Annotated in this window: 14 protein-coding genes and 1 pseudogene; 8 read left to right on the forward strand and 7 right to left on the reverse strand. The window is 72.4% G+C overall.

The window, feature by feature from the left end; translation table 11 throughout:
* The first annotated feature begins 99 nt into the window (after nucleotides 1–99).
* The 6 genes from treZ to ACWGJY_RS11570 all read left to right on the forward strand — a co-directional run bounded on the left by treZ (nucleotide 100) and on the right by ACWGJY_RS11570 (nucleotide 7,054).
* Nucleotides 100–1,959: a malto-oligosyltrehalose trehalohydrolase gene (treZ, locus tag ACWGJY_RS11545; protein ID WP_453260576.1), complete on the forward strand. Its 1,860-nt coding sequence runs from the start codon at nucleotides 100–102 to the stop codon at nucleotides 1,957–1,959.
* 165 nt (nucleotides 1,960–2,124) lie between these two features.
* Nucleotides 2,125–2,925 carry a PucR family transcriptional regulator ligand-binding domain-containing protein gene (locus ACWGJY_RS11550; RefSeq protein ID WP_453260577.1) on the forward strand — a complete coding sequence of 267 codons (801 nt, stop codon included), beginning with the start codon at nucleotides 2,125–2,127 and terminating at the stop codon, nucleotides 2,923–2,925.
* A 250-nt stretch (nucleotides 2,926–3,175) separates the two neighbouring features.
* Nucleotides 3,176–3,775, forward strand: coding sequence for a PucR family transcriptional regulator (locus ACWGJY_RS11555; RefSeq protein ID WP_453260632.1), 600 nt, complete (start codon nucleotides 3,176–3,178; stop codon nucleotides 3,773–3,775).
* Nucleotides 3,776–3,837: 62 nt separating this feature from the next.
* Nucleotides 3,838–4,797, forward strand: a complete 960-nt coding sequence (locus ACWGJY_RS11560) for a metallophosphoesterase family protein (protein ID WP_453260578.1) — start codon at nucleotides 3,838–3,840, stop codon at nucleotides 4,795–4,797.
* The gene (locus ACWGJY_RS11565) at nucleotides 4,794–5,453 is read left to right on the forward strand and encodes a 4'-phosphopantetheinyl transferase family protein (protein WP_453260579.1); all 660 of its coding nucleotides are present in this window, start codon (nucleotides 4,794–4,796) and stop codon (nucleotides 5,451–5,453) included. Before ACWGJY_RS11560 ends, ACWGJY_RS11565 begins: the two co-directional genes overlap by 4 nt.
* Nucleotides 5,454–5,755: 302 nt before the next feature.
* Nucleotides 5,756–7,054 carry an NPCBM/NEW2 domain-containing protein gene (locus ACWGJY_RS11570; RefSeq protein ID WP_453260580.1) on the forward strand — a complete coding sequence of 433 codons (1,299 nt, stop codon included), beginning with the start codon at nucleotides 5,756–5,758 and terminating at the stop codon, nucleotides 7,052–7,054.
* A 50-nt stretch (nucleotides 7,055–7,104) separates the two neighbouring features.
* Here the strand turns inward: ACWGJY_RS11570 and ACWGJY_RS11575 are convergent.
* A pseudogene (locus ACWGJY_RS11575) lies at nucleotides 7,105–7,311 on the reverse strand (peptide-methionine (R)-S-oxide reductase); the annotation flags it as partial.
* 514 nt (nucleotides 7,312–7,825) lie between these two features.
* On the opposite strand from ACWGJY_RS11575, the gene ACWGJY_RS11580 reads away from it, so the two are divergent.
* A complete protein-coding gene (locus ACWGJY_RS11580; RefSeq protein ID WP_453260581.1) occupies nucleotides 7,826–8,707 on the forward strand; it encodes an NmrA family NAD(P)-binding protein in 882 nt (293 codons plus the stop codon).
* Between the two features lie 141 nt (nucleotides 8,708–8,848).
* Here the strand turns inward: ACWGJY_RS11580 and ACWGJY_RS11585 are convergent, their stop codons facing one another.
* Nucleotides 8,849–10,288, reverse strand: a complete 1,440-nt coding sequence (locus tag ACWGJY_RS11585; protein WP_453260582.1) for a purine-cytosine permease family protein — start codon at nucleotides 10,286–10,288, stop codon at nucleotides 8,849–8,851.
* Nucleotides 10,285–11,475: a serine hydrolase domain-containing protein gene (locus ACWGJY_RS11590; protein WP_453260583.1), complete on the reverse strand. Its 1,191-nt coding sequence runs from the start codon at nucleotides 11,473–11,475 to the stop codon at nucleotides 10,285–10,287. The genes ACWGJY_RS11585 and ACWGJY_RS11590 overlap by 4 nt, the downstream gene beginning before the upstream one ends.
* A 121-nt stretch (nucleotides 11,476–11,596) precedes the next feature.
* Here ACWGJY_RS11590 and ACWGJY_RS11595 point away from each other — a divergent pair, with 121 nt between their 5' ends.
* A complete protein-coding gene (locus ACWGJY_RS11595) occupies nucleotides 11,597–12,523 on the forward strand; it encodes a LysR family transcriptional regulator (protein ID WP_453260584.1) in 927 nt (308 codons plus the stop codon).
* 45 nt (nucleotides 12,524–12,568) lie between these two features.
* Here ACWGJY_RS11595 and msrB read toward each other — a convergent pair whose 3' ends face one another.
* The 4 genes from msrB to ACWGJY_RS11615 all read right to left on the reverse strand — a co-directional run bounded on the left by msrB (nucleotide 12,569) and on the right by ACWGJY_RS11615 (nucleotide 16,516).
* The gene (msrB, locus tag ACWGJY_RS11600; protein ID WP_453260585.1) at nucleotides 12,569–12,976 is read right to left on the reverse strand and encodes a peptide-methionine (R)-S-oxide reductase MsrB; all 408 of its coding nucleotides are present in this window, start codon (nucleotides 12,974–12,976) and stop codon (nucleotides 12,569–12,571) included.
* Nucleotides 12,977–12,993: 17 nt separating this feature from the next.
* Nucleotides 12,994–14,391, reverse strand: coding sequence for a UDP-N-acetylmuramate--L-alanine ligase (gene murC, locus ACWGJY_RS11605; protein WP_453260586.1), 1,398 nt, complete (start codon nucleotides 14,389–14,391; stop codon nucleotides 12,994–12,996).
* A gap of 140 nt (nucleotides 14,392–14,531) precedes the next feature.
* Nucleotides 14,532–15,260, reverse strand: coding sequence for a response regulator (locus ACWGJY_RS11610; RefSeq protein ID WP_453260587.1), 729 nt, complete (start codon nucleotides 15,258–15,260; stop codon nucleotides 14,532–14,534).
* Nucleotides 15,257–16,516 carry a sensor histidine kinase gene (locus ACWGJY_RS11615; protein ID WP_453260588.1) on the reverse strand — a complete coding sequence of 420 codons (1,260 nt, stop codon included), beginning with the start codon at nucleotides 16,514–16,516 and terminating at the stop codon, nucleotides 15,257–15,259. Before ACWGJY_RS11615 ends, ACWGJY_RS11610 begins: the two co-directional genes overlap by 4 nt.
* Nucleotides 16,517–16,692: the final 176 nt, after the last annotated feature.

The raw sequence follows: 16,692 nt of genomic DNA on the forward strand, positions 1-16,692 counted from the left end.
ATGGCGCGATGTCGGCCCGTGCCGCCACGTCGGGCTGTCGGGCGGGGCGGCAGCATGCTTTCTTCGTCAGGGACCGGGACCGAACGAAGGAGGACGGCCGTGCTGTTCGAGGTGTGGGCGCCGAAGGCCGGGCGGGTCGCTCTCCGGTGGGCGGGGGGCCGGGCCGGTGAACCGGACGTCCCGATGGAGCGCGCGGAGGGGCGGCCGGGCTGGTGGCGTACCGAGGCGCCGGCCCGTGACGGGGACCGTTACGGTTTCCGGCTCGACGGCGGGCCGCCGCTGCCCGATCCGCGTGCCGTGCGGCTGCCGGACGGCCCCGGCGGGCCCGGCGCGGTCGTCGAGCACGACAGGTTCGGGTGGCGGCACCCCTGGTCCGGCCGCCCGCTGCCCGGCGCGGTCCTCTACGAACTGCACCTCGGCACCTACACCCGCGAGGGGACCTTCGACGCCGCCGCGGCGCGGCTGCAGCACCTGGCAGCCCTGGGCATCACCCACATCTCCCTGATGCCGGTCTGCCCCTTCCCCGGCAGCCACGGGTGGGGCTACGACGGGGTCGCGCCCTGGGCGGTGCACGAACCGTACGGCGGTCCGGACGGGCTCAAGCGGTTCGTGGACGCCGCGCACGGTCACGGGCTGGGGGTCGTGCTCGATGTGGTGCACAACCACCTCGGCCCGTCCGGCAACCATCTCCCGCAGTTCGGGCCGTACTTCACCGACACCCATCACACGCCGTGGGGCGCCGCGGTCAATCTCGACGCCCCCGGCAGTGACGAGGTGCGCGGCTATCTCGTCGGCTGCGCGCTCTCCTGGCTGCGGGACTACCGGCTCGACGGGCTGCGGCTGGACGCCGTCCATGCGCTGCACGACGACGGCAGCCCGCATTTCCTGGCCGAACTGTCCGCCGCCGTCGACGCGCTGGCGGAGCAGCTGCGGCGCCCGCTGTTCCTGGTCGCCGAGTCCGATCTCAACGATCCGCGCACCACCGCGCCGCGGGCCGACGGCGGACACGGTCTGCACGCCCAGTGGAACGACGATTTCCACCATGCCCTGCACACCGCGCTCACCGGAGAATCCCAGGGCTACTACGCCGACTTCGCCCGCGCCCCGCTCGCCGCCCTCGCCAAAACGCTGACCGGTGGCTTCTTCCACGACGGGGGCCGTTCCAGCTTCCGCGGCGAGCGGCACGGCGCACCGCTCGACCTGCGGGTGACGCCCGCGTACCGGCTGCTGGCCTACGCCCAGACGCACGATCAGATCGGCAACCGTGCGCTCGGCGACCGCCTCGCCGCCGGGCTCTCCCCCGGGCTGCTGGCCTGCGCCGCCACGCTGGTGCTGTGCTCCCCGTTCACACCGATGCTGTTCATGGGCGAGGAGTGGGGCGCGAGGACCCCGTGGCAGTACTTCACCGCGCACACGGATCCGGAGCTGGCGGAGGCGGTACGGGCCGGGCGGCGTCGCGAGTTCGCCGCGCACGAGTGGGCCGGCCACGCCGACGACTGGCCGGATCCGCAGGACCCGGCGACCCGGGACCGCTGCGTGCTGGACTGGAGCGAACCCGCCGTGGAGCCGCATACCGCGCTGCTGGCCTGGCACCGTGCGCTGCTGACGCTGCGCCATGAACTGCCGCCGCTGACCGACCCTGATCCGCGTCACACCGCCGTGCGCTACGACGAGGCGGCCCGCTGGCTCCTGCTGCGGCGCGGCGCGCTACGGGTGGCGGTGAATCTCGCGCGGGACACCACGGCCGCCATCCCGGTCGGCGGCGACGGCCCGGACAGGGACGACGCGGACCCGAACGGCACGGACGGGAACGGCACGGACGGGAACGGCACAGGCGGGAACGGCACAGGCGGCGGGGCGGCGCTGCGGGCGCTGGCGGGCTGGCCCGGGGCCCGGCTGCCCGGTGCGGACGGAGTGCTGCGGCTGCCGCCGGAGTCGGCGGTGGTGCTCGGGCCGTAGCGCGGCCGACGGCGCGGCCGACGCGACGTCGGGCCGCCGCCCGCATCGGCCACCACCCGCCACGGTCCGCCTCCGGACGGCGCCCGCAACGGCCCCGCCCACGGCCACCACCCGTCCCGCTCGCCCGATCGTCCACCCCATGGACAGGTGATGGACACTGTGTCCATGCCCCTGCATATCTCCGACCTGCTGGCCCGGCCCGATCTCCGGCTGTCGGTGACCTACGACGTACCGCCGGAGCTGCTGGCCCGTACGGTCGAAGCGGCCACCGTCTCGGATCTGCCGACGCCGGGCAAGTGGCTGCAGGGCGGTGAACTCCTCATGACCATCGGGCTGTTGCTGCCGATGGAGCCGGCCGCCTGCCGCGCGTACGTCCGGGACGCGGCCGAGGGCGGCGCGGCGTGTCTGGCGCTCGGGCTGGGCCGGGGGCTGCCGTATCAGGAGGCGCCGGAGCCCCTGGTGACCGCGGCCGAGGAGGCCGGTCTGCCGCTGCTGACGGTGCCGGACGAGGTGCCGTTCATCGCCGTCACCAAGGCGGTCTTCGACACGCGGGCCGACGAGCAGCGCGCGCTGCTGCACCGGGCCTTTGCGACCCAGCGGCGGCTGACGGCGGCGGCGACCGGTGACGGGCTGCGGCCGATGCTGACGGAGTGGACGGCGGCCACGGGCGTGGGCGCGGCGGTGCTCGACCCGCTCGGGCGGCTGCTCGCCACGAGCGGGCGCGAGCCGCGGAAACATGCCGCCACAGGCGCACGATCTGCTCGAACGGGTTGCCGCGCGCGGGCTGCGTGGCAGCGCCTCCAGCACGGCCGAGGGTCAGCAGTGGGAGGTGCAGCCGCTGGGCGCGCGGCGGCTGCGCGGGCTGCTGCTGCTCACCGGCCGCCCGGACGACGCCGCCCGTTCGGTCGTCCCCGGCCTGGTCTCGCTGCTCTCGCTGGAGCTGGAGCGCCGCCACCTCCGCGATGAGCCGGAGCGTCGCCGCAGGTCGGCGCTGTTGTCGGAGCTGCTGGCCGACGAGGACCCGGCCGCCGACCGGGCCCGGGACATGCTGCGCTCGGCGGGGCTGACGGCCGAGCGGGTGCGCGGTGTCGTGGTGGAGGCGGGCGGCGCCACGGCGGGTCGTACGGCCACCGGCCGCGCCGAATCCGGAACCGGGGCGGCGGACGGGCAGACGGACGGACAGGCGGACGAGCAGACGGACGGCGCCGCGCAGGAGATGGCCGCCGATCTGGCGCTGGCGGTGCCCGGCGGTCTGGTCAGGGTCGTGGGCGAGGCGCCGGGCACGGTCATCGAGGCGGTGGTCGGCGAGGAGCTGGACGTCCACGAGGTGCTCGCCCGCTTCGCCCCGCACTGCCCGGCCGGGATCGGCCCGGCCACCGCCCCCGAGGCGGTACGGGTGTCCCTGCGCCAGGCCGCCGGTCTGCTCGCCGTCAGCCGGGCCGGCGGCGCGCCCTCGCAGGCCCGGCAGAGCCAGGCCAGCCGGCTGCTGCTCGACCTGGGCGACCGCCGGACGCTGCACGGCTACGCCGACACCGTGCTCAGCCCGCTCGATCTCGCCGACCACGGCGAGGAGCTGATCGCCGCCCTGGCGGCCTGGCTGGAGACCGGCGGCGCCTGGGACGCCACCAGCCGGCGGCTCGGCGTCCACCGGCACACCGTACGCAACCGCCTCGACAAGGTCATGGACCTCACCGGCCGCCGTCTCGACGACCCCGACGACCGCTTCGACCTCTGGCTGGCCACCCGCATCCGCCGCGACGGCGCTCCCCCCTCCGGGCCCGGCGACCGGCCCGCTCCCCCGCCGCCAGGCCGGTGACGTGGCGCACCGTCACCCCGCCCGCTCTTCACTCTTTTCCCCGCACCGTCTTTACTTCGAGGGTGACCTACGAGATCCGCACCCTCACGACCGGCGTCACCGGCCCCGCCCCCACATCCACGTCCACTCCCGCGCCCGCTTCCCCGCGGGGCACCGGATCCGGCACCTTGGTGGCCGTCAGCGATCTGCACGTCCGCTACCAGGAGAACCGTGACATCGTCGAGGCGTTAAGGCCGGAGTCCGACGACGACTGGCTGCTGGTCGCCGGTGACGTCGGCGAATGCGTCTCCGACATCCGCTGGGCGCTCACCCTGCTCAGCGAGCGGTTCGCCAAGGTCGTATGGGTGCCCGGCAATCACGAGCTGTGGACACCGGACCACGACCCGGTGCAGCTGCGCGGCGTGGCACGCTACGAGCATCTGGTGGAGATCTGCCGGGAGTTGGGCGTTCTCACCCCCGAGGACCCGTATCCGGTCTGGGAGGGCGCCGGCGGCCCGGCCGTCATCGCACCGCTCTTCCTCCTCTACGACTACACCTTCCGGCAGCCCGGGGTGACGTCCAAGGAGGAGGCACTCGCCCGTGCGGAGGAGGCCGGAGTCGTCTGCACCGACGAATACTTTCTGCACCCCGACCCGTATCCGACGCGGGAGGCGTGGTGCCGGGCCCGGGTGGCCGCCACCGAGGCCCGGCTCGCCGCCCTGCCGGAGGAACTGCCCACCGTGCTCATCAACCACTGGCCGGTGGTGCGCGAGCCCACCCGGCCCCTGTGGTACCCGGATTTCGCGCTGTGGTGCGGTACGGAGGCGACCGCCGACTGGCCGCAACGGTTCCGTGCCGCCACCGTGGTCTACGGCCACCTCCACATCCCGCGGCTGCTGATCTGCGACGGCGTACCCCATCAGGAGGTGTCGCTCGGCTATCCGCGGGAGTGGCAGCGCCGCTCCCGCGCACCGGGCCGCCCGGTCCGGATCCTGCCCGCACCCGCCCCCGTCGCCGCCGGAACCACCGGGACCCCCGCATGATCGACAAACTTCTGCCGGCCCCGGTCGTGACCGCCGAGGCCTTTGCCGACGCCCCGCTGTCCGAGATGTTTCCCGAGGAGTGGGCGCTGGTGTCCGCCGCGGTGCCCAAGCGGCAGAAGGAGTTCGGCACCGTACGCGGCTGCGCCCGCAGCGCGCTGGCCGAGCTGGGCATCGCCCCCGCGCCGCTGCTCCCGGGCCCCGGCCGCGAACCGCAGTGGCCGGCCGGCATCGTCGGCGCCATGACGCACTGCTCCGGCTACCGCGCCGCCGCCGTGGCCCGCTCCTCGGACGTACGGACCATCGGCCTGGACGCCGAGCCCCATCTGCCCGTGGACGACCCCGGGGTGGTCGGCCTCATCGCCCTCCCCGAGGAACGCGCCCAGCTCCGGCGGCTGGCCGTCACCCAGCCCGACGTCTGCTGGGACCGCCTGCTGTTCAGCGCGAAGGAGTCCGTCTACAAGGCGTGGTATCCGCTCACCCACCGCTGGCTCAACTTCGAGGAGGCCCTCCTCACCCTCGACCCGTCGAACGCCACCTTCACCGCCCGCCTCCTCGTCCCTGGCCCCGTGGTCGACGGCAGGGAACTCACCGAATTCAGCGGCCGGTGGCTCGTGGGGGCGGGGTTGGTGGTGACGGGGATTGTGGTGATGGGGTGACGCCGGCGCCGTGGCCGAGGACCATGCGAGAGCGTTCCGCCGGGCTTTGCCGGCAGCCGATTCACCATGCCTCCGGTCAGGCTCCTGGCACCATCCTTCGGCGCCCACCGTGAAAGGCAGTTGGCCGTGCGGGGAACGGATGCCCCATCACATCACCCCGCATCAACGCCCGTTCCTCCGCACTTCCTCCCTTCCGCTCTTCCGCACCGGCTGATGCCAACGACGGACCGGCCACCGGATCCGTCCGCGCCTTGCGTTACGTTTATGAACCGTCAGGACGTTGAAGGGTCAGTAGCCCACTCATGCACGAGCAATTCGACACAACCGGTGGGACGGAACCGTCCGATACCGAACTGGTCCGGCGTATCCGTGCGGCCGCCCGGGTCGGCGACCGGGCGGCGGCCGAACCGGGTGCCGCGCCGGCTGCGGACGGCGCAGCCGCCGCGGCAGGCGAGGAAGCCCTCAATGAGTTCCACCGCCGGCACTACGCCGCCGTAGTGGCCCACGCCCGCGCCTGTTGCAGATCCTCCCAGGCCGCAGCCGATCTGGCGGCGGAAGCCCTCGCCGGCGTCCTGCACTCCCATGACCCGGGAGAGGATCCCGATGCGGCATGGCGGGGCAGCTTGCTGGCGGCGGTACGCCACACCGCCGCCGCCTGGCACCAGAGTTCGCGGAACACCGAGCTGCGCGACGACTTCGCCTCCTGGCTGGCCGCCCAGCACCCGGGGAAGGGCCCCGACCCCTCCGGCACCGGACAGTTGTCCTCCACAGACGGCGAACCCACCGCCACCGTGCGCCCCGTGGAGCTGAACCCGCCCGCCGCACCACGCAGGGCGCGCCCGTCCCGAGTCTCCTGGGCACGCATCGTCATACCCGCCGTTGCCGTGGCCGTCCTGGCCGGCATTGCCATATCCGCCGGACTCCTGGCCGGCCCGGCGCGTCATGACACCTCGGCCACCGGCCCCGGACGGTCGGGTCCCCCTTCGGCCGTCACTCCGGATCAGCCGCCGACGGCTTCTCCCCGCAGCTCGGCGACCGCCTCCAGCTCGGCGTCGGGCACCCCGACCGCACCCCCCACCGCGGCGTCGACGCCACCGCACTCCCCGCACTCCCCGCACTCGTCGCCGGCAGCATCGTCGACGCCCGCGCCCCCGGGCGGCAAAGGCAAGCCGCCGACCGCCCACACCACCGCGCTGAGCGCCCGGCCGTGGTCCTCCAGCAGGAACGGCTGGGGGCCGGTGGGACTGAATCACAGCGTCTACGGAAGCCCCCTCACCATCGGGGGCGCCGGCTACTCCCAAGGCCTGGGGGCCCACGCCGACAGCGAGATCACCTACCCCCTCGGCGGCACCTGCTCCACCCTCAGTGTGGATGTGGGCATCGACGACGAGGTGGGCGCGAACGGTTCAGTGGTCTTCCAGATCTACCGGGACGGCACGAAGGTCGCCGACAGCGGCCTGATGACGGTCGGCCAGTCCGCGAAACACCTCACCGCAGACCTCACCGGCGGCACCGAGCTGCGGCTCGTGGTCACTGACGGCGGCAACGGGAACAACTCCGACCACGCCGACTGGGGCGGCCCCCTCATCACCTGCAGCTGAACGGCCTCCCACCGCGGCCGGACCAGGCCCGGCCGCCACCGTCCCGCCGCTCACGCCCCGTCCGGCAGCAATCGCAGCGAGATCGAGTGGATGCAGTACCGCTGGTCGGTGGGTGTCGGGTAGCCCTCGCCCTCGAAGACATGGCCGAGGTGGGAGCCGCAGCGGGCGCAGCGGACCTCCGTGCGGACCATGCCGTGGCCGCGGTCCTCGATGAGCTCGACGGCGTCGGAGTCCTTGGCGTCGTAGAAGGACGGCCAGACGTAGCCGATGACCCGCGGCACTTGTCGCACTGACCGACGACGCCGGGCGCGAATGCCGACGTCACCGAGCAGGCTTGGCGGCAGAGCGGGGCAAGACATGGTCGAGTTGGAGCAAAGCGCTCGATGAGACCGTCTCCCCGGGGAGCCAGGCGCGGAGCAGGTGCAGCCCGGCGACCAGTGCGGTGATCTGTCTCGTCGGTGGTGAACAGCAGCGGCGGGACCTTGGCCCCGGGACTCAGCCGATAGGCGCTGCCCGGTCCCGGGCGGGCCTCGACGGTGTTCCCCAGCCGGGGTAGCCGCTGGGCGTCGCGTCGTCCGATGCGGACGCTCGTGCCGAGCCGCTCGGCCAGGTCGGCTGCCGTCCACTCGCCCCCGACTGCAGCAGAGTCAGCAAGGTCAAGGTCCTGATCGTCGGGTCGACGTCCATGCTCTCAGCCGTCCAGAAAAGGAGGACAGATTCAGGCCGCCTCTGTTCCTAGCCTGAAGTCGAGTCACCGAATGAGAGGAAGCTATGCAGATCGCTGTCACTACCCCGACCGGCAACGTGGGCCGCCACGTCGTCGCCACGCTGGTCCGCGCCGGGGTCCGGCCACGCGTCTTGCTGCGCGAGCCCGACCGACTGGCTCCCGACGTCCAGGACGAGGTGGATGCCGTGCCGGTCGACCAATACGATGCCGATGCGGTGGTGGCCGCCACCGACGACGTCGACGCACTGTTCTGGGTGGACCCAACCACCGGCAGTGAGAATCCCCTCGCCGACTACGCCCGCGCCACCCGCAGCGTGGTCCGCGCCGTCACCGGCAACCGGATCGGCCGCGTCGTCTTCCAAAGCAGCGTCGGCGCCGAGAAACGTCACGGCGCCGGCGAGATCGACGGCCTGGCACACACCGAAACCGCTTTGGATGACATCGGCGTCGACGTCACCCACCTCCGCTGCGGCTACTTCTTCACCAATCTCGAACTTCAACTCGATGCCTTACGAGCGGGCACCCTCCAGGTGATCCTTCCACTCGACCAGCCCATGGCCTGGGTGGCGCCTCGCGACATTGCCGAGGTGGCCGCCACCCGACTGCTTTCTCCCACCTGGTCCGGACGTTGCGTGCAAGCAGTTCATGGACCCGCCGACCTCACCTGGCGACAGGTTGCCGAAATCCTTACCGCCGCCACCGGTCGGCGGATCGGCGTCGAACGGATCACCGACAACGCCATGCGCACCCAGCTCCACCAGGCCGGGATGACCAACCAATTGGTCGAGGCCGTGCTCGGCATGTCAACCGGCCTTCGCGAGAACTTCGTGCCCGAACAACGCCGCACCGTCCAGACCACCACCCCGACCACCCTCGCCGCCTGGGCCTACGACCATCTCCGGCACCAGCTCGTCGAGGCGTCGTAAGTAATCCGGTCAGGTAACAGCAACTCCGTTGAACGGGGTCCCGGCCGCGACCCCGGCGACCCCAGGGTGCGCCGGCTACCGGCGCACCCTGGCCATCGCTTTCCTTGTGAGTGTGAACGGGTTTTGGCGATCGGCGCGGCGTCACGCGTGGCGGTCGCCACGCACCGGATCGGCCAGGCCGGGGAGGGCGGACGGCTCCGAGAGGCGCGCAACCGGTATGGGCCGGCGGTCCCGGATCAGCTTGGCGCAGACGTAATATCCCACTCCGCCCACGACGAGCCCGACGAGCCAGGACAGGTCGGCGCCACCGAGGAGCCCCACCATGGGGCCGACGTACATGCCACTGTTGATGAACAGTAGTTCGGCACCGATCGACACGAGGTAGATGAGCACGGCCCACCAGTTGCAGGTCCCGTAGCGGCCGTCCTTCGTCAGTAGCGCGGGAATGTCGTAGTGGCCCCGGCGAACGACGTAGTAGTCGACGAGGTTGATCGCGGACCACGGCACCAGGAGAGCCAGCACGAACAGGGTGATGTTCTGGAACGTCGCCAGCAGGCTGCCGCTGGCCAGGGCGGCGAGCACGCTCGCGACCGTCGCGAAGCAGGTCACGAAGATCGCCCGTGCCGCAGCGGTCGAGCGCACCCGGCCGTCCGCGGATACCGCGCTGAGCACGGTGAGGAAGGCGCCGTACGGGCCCTCCGCGCCGGCCGGAACCAAGCCGAGCAGCAGCGCCGCGACCAGCAGCCCGCTGACCGACGGAAAGCGGCCGGCCAGGAACCCGATCGCGTCGGAGTTCACCGCGGCACTGTTGACGGCCGCGGCCATGGCTCCGATGATCATCGTGCCCGCGCCGCCCACGGCCGAACCGAGATACGTGTAGGCGAACGTCACCCTGGTCGGCGTGTCCTCGGGCAGGTACCGGGAGTAGTCGGACACGTAGGGAGCCCAGGTGACCTGCCAGGCGACGCACACCGACATCGCCGAGACGACGGCGCCGACGGAGTGCGTGGTCGCGCCGGGCGCGTGGCTGGGCAGGTGCGGGACAAGCCATACGAACAACGCGAGGAACGCCACGCCCGAGATCACCGCGACGACCCGGCCGGCGGCGTGGATCAGCCGGTATCCCACCAGGGGGATCAACAGCAGCACCAGGTTGAAGACCACGATGCCTGCGATCTTGGGCACATGGGCCCAGGTCGCGATCGCCTGCCCGGCGACGAGGCTGCCCTCGACGGCGAAGCCGAGATACATCAACACGACCATGGCGGAGGGCAGCACCGCGCCGTAGAAGCCGAACTGGGCGCGGCTCTGCACCATCTGTGGAAGACCGAGTTGGGGCCCCTGCGCGGAGTGGTAGGCCATGAACAGCCCACCGACCAGGTTCCCCACCACGATGCTGATGATCGCCCAGGTCAGATCGAGTCCCATCCCGATGGTCACCGCACCGGTGATCAGGGTGTTGATCTGCACGTTGGTGGAGAACCACAGGGCGAGCTGGTGCCACGGCCTGCCGTGCCGCTCCGCGGCCGGAATGTGTTCGATCGTTCGCTGCTCCAGCGCGAACGGCGTGCGCCGCTTCATCGTGCTTCCCGGGCGCCGTGCCCGGTCCCGACGGCCGCGGCAATCGAGGCCAGCGCCGCGGCGTGCTCGGCACGGGCGTCCCGGGGGTGCGGGAGGCTGGAAAACTTCACGATGACGACGTCTCGTTCCGGGTCGAGCCAGAGGTACTGGCCGAAGATGCCGATCCCGAAGAGTGTGCCCGCCGAGTCGCCGGGGATCCACCATTGGTTGCAGTAGGTGCCGTGCGGATGGATCGACCCGAGGTCGCGGTCGGGCAGCACCGCCTCCTGGCCACCCCGGCGCGTGGCGTGGATCCACTCCTCGGGAATGACCCGATGGCCGTCGGCCACGCCGCCGTCCAGCACGCACCGACCGAACCGGGCGAGATCGCGGGCGGTGGCGCTGATTCCGGCGCAGGCGTACGGGGCGCCCGCCGGATCCAAGGTGACCACGGCGTCGTGCTCGGCACCGATACGGGACCAGACCCGTTCGCCGATCACGTCCGGATAGGGCTGCCCCGCGGCGCGCTCCAACACCCAGGCGAGCACGTCGGTGGTCGCCGAGCAGTACTGGAAGCGCTGCCCGTGCGGGCCGTCGGGCTCCAGGCCGGTCAGAAAGGCACGCACGCCGTCCGGGTCCCCGTCGTGCCTGGGCCGCCAGCCCGCTGCCCGGTCCCCGGTCTGCACCTGCGACTGCGGATCGTCGTAATCCTGGCGAAAATGCAGCGCCGCGGTCATGTCCAGCACCTCGCGCACCGTCGCCTTCCCATATGCCGACGACGCGAGTTCCGGGACGTATGTCTCCACCGTGGCCGACACATCCAGCATCCCGTCGGCCACCAGACATCCCGCGGCCATGCCGGCGACCGACTTGGAGATCGACATCAGCGCGTGCCGACGGTCCGGCGCCGCCTCGCCGTAGTAGCGCTCGAACACCATCTGTTCGCCGCGCAGCACGACGAGCGCGTCGGTCGCCGTCCGCGCCAGGAACTCGGCCACCGTCGAGGAGCCTTCGGCGGTCGCGATCACCGTCTCCTCCAGCTCCGCCCCGGCCACGGCGAACCGACGGTGGCCGGCCCCGCCGCGCGGGATCACCGCAGTGCCGAGCAGTTGCTCCACATGATTGAACGCCCAGCGGTTGGCCGGCGGTTCGAGCCAGTTTTCGGGCGTGGCCGGGTTTTCGAGGGGGGGCTGAATCGATGCGCTCATGGGTGCGGATCTCCTGCGTCCGGAGGGCGAGTGGGGGGATACCTCAGCGTCGCGAACCCGAACCATGCTGTCCAATACTGATTGTTTCCCTATCTCCATGCCGGTTCGGCATAATGGGCGGATGGGAATCAGGCGCTTTCGCTACTTCCTCGCGGTCGTCCAGTCCGGCACCGTCACCGGGGCGGCGGAGCGGCTGCATGTCGCGCAGCCGGCGGTGTCCCGGCAGCTGCGCCATCTGGAGACCGAGCTGGGACTCGCTCTGTTCGACCGGATCGGGCCGCGACTCCGGCTGACGAGCGCGGGGCGGCAGTTCGTCGCGGTCGCCGAGGACCTGGTCTCCCGAGCCGACCGGATCGACTCCGTGGCGCAGCACATGGCGCGCGGCGGGCTGTCCCACGTCGTCGTGGCCGCCGCCCAGACCACCATCAACGAGGTGCTCGCGCCGTTCGTCGCGACCCTCACCCGCGACGATCCGTTCCTCTCGGTGCGCGAAGTACCCGCGGACCAGATCCAGACCACCGTGCGCGAACAGGCCGATCTCGGCATCGCCGCGGGACCGGCGTACGATCCGATGCTGGCATGGCGCCCACTGACCGACGTTCCCCTGCGCGCCTACGTCGCCCCCACCCACCGGTGGGCCACCCACGGCCGACGCACCATCACCATCGCCGAGCTGGTCACCGAAAAGCTGCTGCTGCTGACCCGGGAACACCCGGCGCGAGCTGTCCTCGACGAGGCCGTGTCCACGGCGGGCCTGACCTACACGCACGTGACGGAAAGCAGCAACGCCCGGATGTGCGAGGCGCTTGCGGCCAGCGGCTTCGGCGTCGGCGTCGTCACCGACCTGCCCCGGTTCGGCGGCCATCCCCTGCTGATCGACACCGCCGGGCCAACCACCCTGCGCCTGCAACTGCGCGCCTGCTGGCCGCCGCACCACTACGCCGCTGAGGCGCTCACCGCCGTCCTCGACCGCCTCGCCGAGTTCGCCGCCACCTATGTCCACGACACCGCATGGCAGACGTCACCCAACAGCCATCGTGAACCGTGAGCCTCGGGCGGGATCGCCGGCTGCCGGAGGTTGCCGAACCGCCGCTCACGCCCCGTCCGGCAGCAATCGCAGCGAGATCGAGTTGATGCAGTACCGCTGGTCGGTGGGTGTCGGGTAGCCCTCGCCCTCGAAGACATGGCCGAGGTGGGAGCCGCAGCGGGCGCAGCGGACCTCCGTGCGGACCATGCCGTGGCCGCGGTCCTCGATGAGCTCGACGGCGTCGGAGTCCTTGGGGTCGTAGAAGGACGGCCAGCCGCAGTGGCTCGCGAACTTGGTGCCGGAGCGGAACAGCTCGGCGTCGCAGGCGCGGCAGGAGTAGATGCCCTCGGTCTTGGTGTCGGTGTACTCACCGACGAAGGCGGGCTCGGTGCCGGCCTCGCGCAGTACCTGGTACTCCGCGGGGGTCAGCTCGGCGCGCCACTGCTCGTCGGGCTTGTCGATCTCGTACGGCATCTGGGGTCCTCCTCAGCTCAGCTGCCCAGGCGGGACAGGATGGCGGGGCCGAGGTCGGTCACATCGCCCGCGCCCATGGTGAGAACAAGGTCACCGGGCTTCGCCATTCCGGCGATGAGGTCCGGGACGGCGGCCTGGTCGGTCTCGGGGGTGACATCGGCGCCGGCGGTGCGCGCGGCATCGACGATCAGGGCGCTGGTGACGCCCGGGATCGGGTCCTCGCGGGCCGGGTAGATGTCCAGGACGACGGAGGCGTCGGCGAGGGCGAGCGCCTGTCCCATCTCGGTGCCCAGCTCCTGGGTGCGGGAGAAGAGGTGCGGCTGGAAGACGACCAGTACCCGGGAGCCCTCGGCCGCACCGCGGATGGCTTCCAGGTCGGCGGTCATCTCCGTGGGGTGGTGGGCGTAGGAGTCGATGACCTGCACCCCGGCCGCCTCGCCCTTGAGCTGGAGGCGGCGCTTGACGCCGGTGTACTTGCCGAGCGCGGAGGCCAGGTTGTGCGGCGGCAGGTCCAGGGCGACGCCGGCGGCGAGGGCGGCGACGGCGTTGTGGGCGTAGTGCCGGCCGGGGACGGAGACCGTGAAGGTGAGGATCTTGCCGCTGGTGAGGGTGACCGTGACATCGCTGGTCAGGCCGCGGGGGTTGACCTTGAGGATGCGGACGTCGGCGTCCGGGGACTCGCCGTAGGTGATGACCTCGATGTCGTAACGGCCGGCGATCTTGGCGGTCAGCTCGCGGGCGCCGGGGTGGTCGGCGGCGATGACCAGGGTGCCGCCGGGGCGGATGCGGCCGACGAAGGTCTCGAACGACTCGTAGATCTCGTCCATCGAGGCGTAGTTGGCGTGGTGGTCCAGCTCGACGTTGAGGACGATGGCGACCTCGGGGGCGTACTTGTGGAAGCTGCGGTCGCTTTCGTCGGCCTCGGCGACGAAGATCTCGCCGGCGCCGTGCTCGGCGTTGGAGCCCGGGGCGTCGAGGTCGCCGCCGATGGCGTAGGACGGCTTGAGGCCGAGGGCACCGAGGGAGACGGCGAGCATGGAGGTCGTCGTCGTCTTGCCGTGGGTGCCGGCGACGGCGATGGGGCGCAGGCCGTCCATGAGGGAGGCGAGCGCGTCGGAGCGGTGGACCACCGGGATGCCGCGTTCGTGGGCGGCGGCCAGCTCGGGGTTGTCCGGGCGGATCGCGGAGGAGACCACGACGCCGGTGGCGTCCTCGGCGAGATGTCCGGCGGCGTGGCCGAGGTGGACCGTGACGCCGAGGGCACGCAGAGCCTGGGCGGTCTCGGAGTCCTTCGCGTCGCTGCCCGCCACCTGGGCGCCGCGCTGCGCGAGGATCTTGGCGATGCCCGACATACCGGCTCCGCCGATGCCGATGAAGTGCGGCCGGTCCATCGAGGCTGGGATGGCGGGTGCCATGGGTGGGTCTCCCTGATCGTCGATCATCGCGAGCGGTGGTGCTGTCGTTCGGTCCTGCTGTCCATGATTCTCGCACCCGGCACCGACAGTGCCGGTCCGTGGACCCCGGGCGGGTGCGGGAACCGCCCGGCGCACGGCCGTCAGCGGCGGATCAGGCCCTGTGCGCCGGCGGCCGCGACCGCGGAGGTACGGGAGTCCACGCCGAGCTTGGAGTAGATGTGGACGAGGTGGGACTTGACGGTCGCCTGGCTGAGGAAGAGCCGTTTGCTGATCGCCGCGTTCGACAGGCCGTCGGCCACGAGCTGGAGGACCTCGGTCTCCCGGCGGGAGAGTGCGGTGGCGGGGGCGCGCATCCGGTCCATGAGGCGCAGCGCGACGGTGGGCGCGAGCGCGGACTTCCCGGCGGCGGCGGTGCGTACCGCGGCGGCCAGCTCCTCCGGCGGGGCGTCCTTGAGGAGGTAGCCGGTGGCGCCGGCCTCGATGGCGGCGAGGATGTCGGCGTCGGTGTCGTACGTGGTCAGGACGAGGACGCGCGGGGCGCCGGGGCGGGCGGTGATCGCCGCGGTGGCCTGGGAGCCGAGCATCCGGCCGCCGAACTGGAGGTCCATGAGCACCACGTCGGCTCCGAGCCGCTCGGCGAGGTCGACGGCCTGCTCGGCGGTGGGGACGTCGGCGACGATCTCGAAGTCCGGTTCGGTCTCCAGGACGGCCCGCAGTCCGGCGCGTACGACGGGGTGGTCGTCGGCGAGCAGCAGCCGGACGACGGGGGCGCCTCCCTGGTCGTGGGGGTCCCCGTCCTCGAACGGAGCCGGGGGCGGGGAAGCCGGGCGCGGGGAAGCCGGGGGCGCGAAAGAGTCCCTCGCGGTCATGTGGCGGCCTCCGGGGTGGCGACGGGCGAGGCGGCGGGGGCGGACGGGCCGGCGGGGCAGGGCAGGGTGACGGCGACCGCGGTGCCCTCTCCGGGGGCGGACTCGACGACGAGGGTGCCCTGGAGGGCGCGGGCCCGTGCGCGCATCGCGGCGAGGCCGAAGCCGGTGCCGGGGACCGCCGCGGTGCCGGGCGGGGGGACCTCGGCGGGGACGAATCCCGCGCCGTCGTCGACGACGTCCAGCGCGACCTCGGTGTCCATGTAGCTGAGGGTCAGCTCGGCCCGGCCGGCGCCGGCGTGCCGGACGGTGTTGGCGAGCGCGGACTGTGCGATGCGCAGCAGGGCGACCTCGTGCGTGGTGGGGAGCGCGGTGGGCGCGCCGGAGACCTGGCAGTGCACGGTGAGAGCGGAGGTATGGGCCGTGGTGGCGCACAGCCGTTCCAGGGCGGCGGGCAGTGATCCGGCCGCCAGGTCGGGCGGGCTCAGCGCGGAGACGAAGCGGCGCGCCTCGGCGAGGTTGCCGACGGCGGCGGTGCGGGCCTGCCGGACATGGCCCAGGGCGGTGCCGGGCCGCTGCGGCAGGGCGCGCTCGGCGGCCCGCAGCAGCAGCTGGATGCTGGACAGGCCCTGGGCGAGGGTGTCGTGGATCTCGCGGGCCAGCCGCGCGCGTTCGGCGAGCACTCCGGCGGCGTGTTCCGCGGCGGCCAGTTCGCTGCGGGCCGCGGTGAGCTCCTCGATGAGCCGGCGGCGCTGTTCGCTCTCCCGGTAGAGGGCCTCGTAGCCGAGGACGACGGCGACCGCGACGGCGGCGCCCAGGGCGGGGCCGAGCACCGTGCCGACGCCGAGGGCGTGGGTGTGCAGACCGAATCCCGCGATGGCGAGCACGGTGGTGGCCGTGACGGCGGGCAGCGCCCAGCGCAGCGGCAGCAGATGCAACTGGACGAAGAACAGCGGGAAGGCCAGCCAGACGCCGTCCGGGGTGAGCGCGAGCAGCACCGTCCAGAGCAGGGCCACGGCGGCGAGCCAGAGGGCGGCGGCGCCGGTGGAGCTGCGCAGGCGGGGCAGTCTGGGGCCGATGGCGTACACGGCGAACACCGCCGCGGCGGTGGCGAGCACGGCCGGGGCGTCCGGGGCACGCTCGGCGAGGGCGCGTACGGCGGCGAGCGCGAGCAGCGCGGCCACCATCAGATGCAGGCAGCTGCGCAGGACCCGCAGGACGGGGGTGAGGGAGTGAGCGGTCACGGCTTCTTCGGTCACGGCCCTTCCAGGCTAGGCGCCCTCCTCACCTGCGGCATCAACCAAAGGGTTGACCGCGGGGCACACCTTTTGATCCCTGCGGACCGCTCCCCGGCGCGATGCCCGGGGCCCGCCGGGGCGGCGACGGTGGGGGCACGCCGCCGGGCAGTGGGGTCCGGCGCCCCGATCCGAGGAGG

This window comes from Streptomyces sp. NPDC054765, from assembly GCF_053612065.1.